The following is a 5,134-nucleotide window of genomic DNA, read 5'->3' on the forward strand; positions in this document are numbered from 1 at the left end:
AAATGTTCGCCAAGACCATGAACATCCTCGACCGCACCGCGATGACCTTCATCGTCGTCCTGGCCGCCGCGCCGATCCTCAGCATCGCCGCCCGCGCCGCCTTCCTCTAAGACTCGGCGCAACGAGTCATGAGGATCGTCCGATCCGCCCCGGCCTGGGCTGGAGAGCGCCCTTCGAAGGGCGAGCCCCGGCCGCGGCGGATCCAGACGAACCCTTCAATCGTGGGGCATTGACGGGCATGCGCGCCTTGGGTCCGGGCTCGGTTTCGAGCTTCCTGAAGATCATCCTCGACGTCGTCTTCGCCGCACTCTGGATCGGCGTCGGCGTCCTGTCCCTGATCGCGCTCGCGGCGCTGCTGCTGAGCTTCAACCCCGACGTCCTGCCGCGGATCGCCGAAGGCGACGCCAAGGCGCTGCCGGACCTCATCCGCAACAACGGCCCCTCGATGGCGGCCGGCGTGTTCGGCGCCGCGCTCTACCTCGTGGGCGTCCTGGTCATCGTGGCGGCGCTGCGCCGCATCTTCTCGACGCTGACCGTCGGCGACCCCTTCCACCCCGACAACGTGGCGCGCCTGCGCCTGATCGGCCTGATGCTCGCCGGCCTCGAGGTCGGCCGCTACGCCTTCTGGATCGTGTCCGCCTGGCTGCCGGGCGTCGATCGGGAGGAGCCCACCCTCAGCCTCACCGCCTGGTTCTCGGTGCTCGTGGTCTTCGTGCTGGCGGAGGTGTTCCGCGAAGGCGCGCGGCTGCGGCGCGAAGCCGAACTGACGATCTGAGGCCCCACGACCATGCCCATCCGCGTGAGCCTCGACCGCGTGCTGCTCGAACGCCGCATGTCGCTGACCGAACTGGCCGACCGCGTCGGCGTCACCATCGCCAACCTCTCGATCCTGAAGACCGGGAAAGCCCGCGCCGTGCGCTTCTCGACCCTGTCGGCCCTCTGCCGCGAACTCGACTGCCAGCCCGGCGACCTGCTGGTCTACGAGCCCGGCCCCGACGACGCGCTCGCCGACGACATGGAGGAGTAGGGGCCGCCCGGCCTCGGGCCGCCGGCATTGCTGCATCGCACCCGGCTCCCTGCGGCATTGCAGCGCAATTTATTCACCCAGGGAGGAAATCCTTGATTTCCACGAGGGCGCGACCTATCTGACGCTCACGTTGCACTGCAACATGGAGCACGAAAATGGCTGCCTGGATCGAAAAGTTCCTGGACGCGCTGTTCGCCCCGCTCGCCCGCGAGCTCGAGCGCCTGCCTCCGCAGGCCATGCGTTTCGGCGTGTTCTTCTGATATCGCGCACCGTCCGGCTTCGGCCGGATCTGCGAGCGCCGGCGGCGCCGACCCGGGAGGGCGGCGCCGTTTGCGTATCCGGCGTCGACCGCCGCGGGGACTCAGGCCGTCGCGTCGCGCTGCCGGGCGCACAGCTCGCCGATGCCCTTGCGGGCCAGGGAGAACAGGGCGTCGAACTCGGCCTGGCTGAAGCCGCGCTTCTCGCCCGTCGCCTGCACCTCGACGATGTCGCCCGATCCCGTCAGCACGAAGTTCGCGTCGGCCTCGGCGTTGGAGTCCTCCTCGTAGTCGAGGTCGAGCACCGGCGTGCCGGCGAAGATGCCGCAGCTTACCGCGGCCACCTGGTCCAGGATCGGATCGGTGGCGATCACCCCCTCGTCCAGCAGGTAGCGCGTGGCCAGCCGCAGGGCGACCCAGGCGCCCGTGATCGAGGCCGTGCGGGTGCCGCCGTCCGCCTGCAGCACGTCGCAGTCCACCGTGATCTGCCGCTCGCCCAGGGCCTTCAGGTCGGTGACGGCGCGCAGGCTGCGGCCGATCAGCCGCTGGATCTCCTGCGTGCGGCCGCTCTGCTTGCCGGCCGCGGCCTCGCGGCGCCCGCGGGTGTGGGTGGCGCGGGGCAGCATGCCGTACTCGGCCGTGACCCAGCCTTGGCCCTTGCCCCGCAGGAAGCCGGGCACGCCCTCCTCGAGGCTCGCGGTCACCAGCACCCGGGTGTGGCCGGCGCTGATCAGGCACGAGCCCTCGGCATAGCGGGTGACGCCGGTCTCGAGCGTCAGCGGGCGGAGGAGGTCGGGGGCGCGTTCGGACGGTCGCATGGTCTCGGGGGGATCTCGGTCTCGGAGGACTTGGGGCAGGCGCGAGCTTGCGCCGGCGGGACCCGCGCTTATCCTACTATACGGACACGCACCATGGCCCACAGCAGACACCGCTCGCCGTGACCCCCCCGTTCCTGAACCGCGGCCCCTCGCTCGCCGACATGGACGCGCGCGCCCGCGACATCTTCCGCCGGATCGTCGAGAGCTACCTGGAGACGGGGGAGCCGGTGGGCTCGCGCACGCTCTCCAAGGGCGGGGTCTCGCTCTCGCCCGCGTCGATCCGCAACACCATGCAGGACCTGACGCAGCTCGGACTCCTGGGCGCCTCCCACGTCAGCGCGGGACGCCAGCCGACCCACGCCGGGCTGCGGCTCTTCGTGGACGGCCTCCTGGAGGTGGGCGACATCGCCGAGGAGGACCGGCGTTCCATCGAGGCCCGGCTGGGCGCGCACGGCCGGAACTACGAGGAGGCCCTGAACGAGGCCTCGGCCATCCTCTCGGGCCTCGCCGGCGGCGCCGGGATCGTGGTCACGCCGATGCGGGATGCGGGCGTGACCCACGTGGAGTTCGTGCGGCTCTCCGGCGACCGCACGCTGGCGATCATGGTCTTCGACGACGGCGTCGTGGAAAACCGCATCATGCGGCTCCCGGTGGGCGTCACCCCGTCGGCCCTGCAGGAGGCGTCCAACTTCCTGAACGCCCGGCTCCGGGGCCGGACGCTCGTGGAGGCGCGCACCGACCTGCGCGCCGAACTGGACCGGGCGCGGCGCGAGCTCGACCAGACGGCGGCGCGGCTGGTCGAGGACGGCCTGGCCGCCTGGAGCGGGGGCGAGGCCGAGGACCGCGCCCTCATCGTGCGCGGCCGCGCCAACCTGCTCGAGGACCGCGAGGCCCTGGAGGACCTCGAGCGCGTCCGCTCGCTCTTCGAGGATCTGGAACAGAAGGAGCAGCTCATCCAGCTCCTCGACGGCGTCCGCGACGGCGAGGGCGTGCGCATCTTCATCGGCGCCGAGACGCGCCTGTTCTCCCTTTCGGGTTCCGCTGTGATCGCGGCGCCCTATATGACGGGCGCGCAGAGGGTCGTCGGCGCCATCGGCGTCATCGGCCCTGCCCGGCTGAACTATGCCCGGATCATTCCGTTGGTGGACTACACCGCCCGCGTGCTTGGCCAGGTGATGAAGGCATAGGCGCCGCGCGCCACGAGTGAACCAAGGGTCCGAAGAGAAGAGATGTCCGAAGACAACACCCCCGTGGACGGTGCGCCCGAGGAAGCCGGCGACGCCGACGTCCCCGCGCTGCTCGCCGAGGTCCAGGCGCTGAAGGAACAGGTCCTGCGCTACGCCGCCGAGGCCGAGAACACCCGGCGCCGCGCCGAGCGGGAGATGAACGACGCGCGGGCCTACGCCATCACCAAGTTCGCCCGCGACCTGCTGGACGTGGCCGACAACCTCTCGCTGGCCATCGCCTCCAACCCGCCGGATTCCGGCGATTCCAAGCTGAAGAGCTTCATCGAGGGCGTGGAGCTCACCGAGAAGAAGCTCCTGTCGGCTTTCGAGAAGAACGGCCTGGCCAAGGTCAGCCCCGGCAAGGGCGAGAAGTTCGACCCGCACAAGCACCAGGCCATGATGGAGCAGGTCGACGCCGACGTCGCCGCCGGCTCGGTCATCCAGACCCTGCAGGCCGGCTACGAGCTGCTCGGCCGCCTGGTGCGGCCCGCTATGGTGGTGGTCGCGGCCAAGGGCTCGGGCGCCAACGCCCCCAAGGCCGAGGCGGCCGCGGCGCCCGCCGCCAACCCCTACGACGGCGGCGCGGGCAGCGACGGCGAGCAGGGCGGCAGCCTCGACACCCGGGCCTGACTGCGTCGGGAAGCCGACACATCTGATTGAATTGCTTGATTTTATCCGGCCACCGCTGTCTGGTGCGGGCGAGCCTCCGCGCCCCTGGCGCCGGCTTGAGTAACGCGTACGGAACGCCCTCCGGCCACCCGGGGGGTGTTCTTCGTTGTCGGCGCTCCCGCATCTCCGGCCGCAGCGGCGACCGCGAGCTTGGTTTCCCCCCAGAGGCGACATCGATTGACGGTCTGTTTCCAAGGGCGTGAAGGTTGCTCTCCGGCTGGCAGGACACACCGGCCAATTCTTGGGAGGTGTTCAATGAAGCGTCTTATCGGCGGGATCGCCGCCATAGCTCTGAGCGCAGCCGCTGGTGCGGCGGGCGCGGCCACGTTCTCCTACAGCACGGATTTCGGCGCCGGCGTCGGTTCCGAGTGGGCTATCTCGGCCGACTCCAATTCCGGCGACGCGGGCATCCTCGGCCAGCTGTCCAGCAACGGCGCGGCGTCGGCGACGCTCACCCAGACCTCGGTCGGCGCCTCGACGTCGGCCAACAACGGGCTCCTGACGTTCGACCTGCTCGGGTTCCGCACCCTTGACGGGTTCAACTGCTGCACCGACACCCTGAACCTCATCATCAACGGCGCGACGGTGTTCACCGGCACCTTCGCCATGGGCGGCGGCGGCGGCGAGGGCTTCTCCGGCCCCGCCGGAACGACGGTCACCGGCTCGGGACAGCTCCGCACCATCACGGTGCCGTTCACCGCGGTGCTGGGGGTCAACACCTTCCAGTTCCTCTATCCGAACCTTCAGGGCTTCGGTGACGAGGCGTTCGGCCTGGACAACGTCTCCTTCTCTGCGCAGGTCAACGAGCCCGTGGTCGGCCCCGGCATCCCGGAGCCCGGCGCCTGGGCGCTGATGATCCTCGGGTTCGGCGGAGTGGGGACCATGATCCGCGGCCGTCGCCGCGCGCTCCGGCTGGCCTGAGCCTTCCAGATATCCACAGCCTCGACGCCCCGTCCCCGCGGCGGGGCGTCCTGCCGTCTGGCCGGGCCTTTCGCAAGGCGACGAAATCGCTAATGTCGCTAGTCCCTCGAACCGGGGGCGCGCGCGGGCGCGGGTGATTCGCCCGGGTGCGTATGGCGAGCCGGGACTGAGATGAAGCTGACGATCGAACGCGCCGCGCTGCTTCGCGCGCTGGGC

At 70.4% G+C, this 5,134-nt stretch carries 6 protein-coding genes; 5 read left to right on the top strand and 1 reads right to left on the bottom strand.

Annotated features, from left to right (window positions below; all coding sequences use genetic code 11):
• Positions 1 to 238: 238 nt before the first annotated feature.
• Both JNK30_RS20425 and JNK30_RS20430 read left to right on the top strand, forming a co-directional pair.
• Positions 239 to 775: a DUF2975 domain-containing protein gene (locus tag JNK30_RS20425; protein WP_293485181.1), complete on the top strand. Its 537-nt coding sequence runs from the start codon at positions 239 to 241 to the stop codon at positions 773 to 775.
• A 12-nt stretch (positions 776 to 787) separates the two neighbouring features.
• Complete coding sequence (locus JNK30_RS20430; RefSeq protein ID WP_293485182.1) at positions 788 to 1,027, top strand: helix-turn-helix transcriptional regulator; 240 nt, start codon at positions 788 to 790, stop codon at positions 1,025 to 1,027.
• Positions 1,028 to 1,388: 361 nt separating this feature from the next.
• Here JNK30_RS20430 and rph read toward each other — a convergent pair whose 3' ends face one another.
• Positions 1,389 to 2,102 carry a ribonuclease PH gene (gene rph / locus JNK30_RS20435; RefSeq protein ID WP_293485183.1) on the bottom strand — a complete coding sequence of 238 codons (714 nt, stop codon included), beginning with the start codon at positions 2,100 to 2,102 and terminating at the stop codon, positions 1,389 to 1,391.
• Between the two features lie 161 nt (positions 2,103 to 2,263).
• On the opposite strand from rph, the gene hrcA reads away from it, so the two are divergent.
• The 3 genes from hrcA to JNK30_RS20450 all read left to right on the top strand — a co-directional run bounded on the left by hrcA (position 2,264) and on the right by JNK30_RS20450 (position 4,918).
• Positions 2,264 to 3,289 (top strand): heat-inducible transcriptional repressor HrcA, encoded by a 1,026-nt coding sequence (gene hrcA / locus JNK30_RS20440; protein ID WP_293485188.1) that lies wholly within the window; start codon positions 2,264 to 2,266, stop codon positions 3,287 to 3,289.
• 42 nt (positions 3,290 to 3,331) lie between these two features.
• Positions 3,332 to 3,958, top strand: a complete 627-nt coding sequence (grpE, locus tag JNK30_RS20445) for a nucleotide exchange factor GrpE (RefSeq protein ID WP_293485185.1) — start codon at positions 3,332 to 3,334, stop codon at positions 3,956 to 3,958.
• Positions 3,959 to 4,252: 294 nt separating this feature from the next.
• Positions 4,253 to 4,918, top strand: coding sequence for a PEPxxWA-CTERM sorting domain-containing protein (locus tag JNK30_RS20450; RefSeq protein ID WP_293485186.1), 666 nt, complete (start codon positions 4,253 to 4,255; stop codon positions 4,916 to 4,918).
• The last annotated feature ends 216 nt before the right edge of the window (positions 4,919 to 5,134 follow it).

The sequence above is a fragment of the Phenylobacterium sp. genome (assembly GCF_016793225.1).
In the GTDB taxonomy this organism is placed as follows: Bacteria; Pseudomonadota; Alphaproteobacteria; order Caulobacterales; family Caulobacteraceae; genus Phenylobacterium.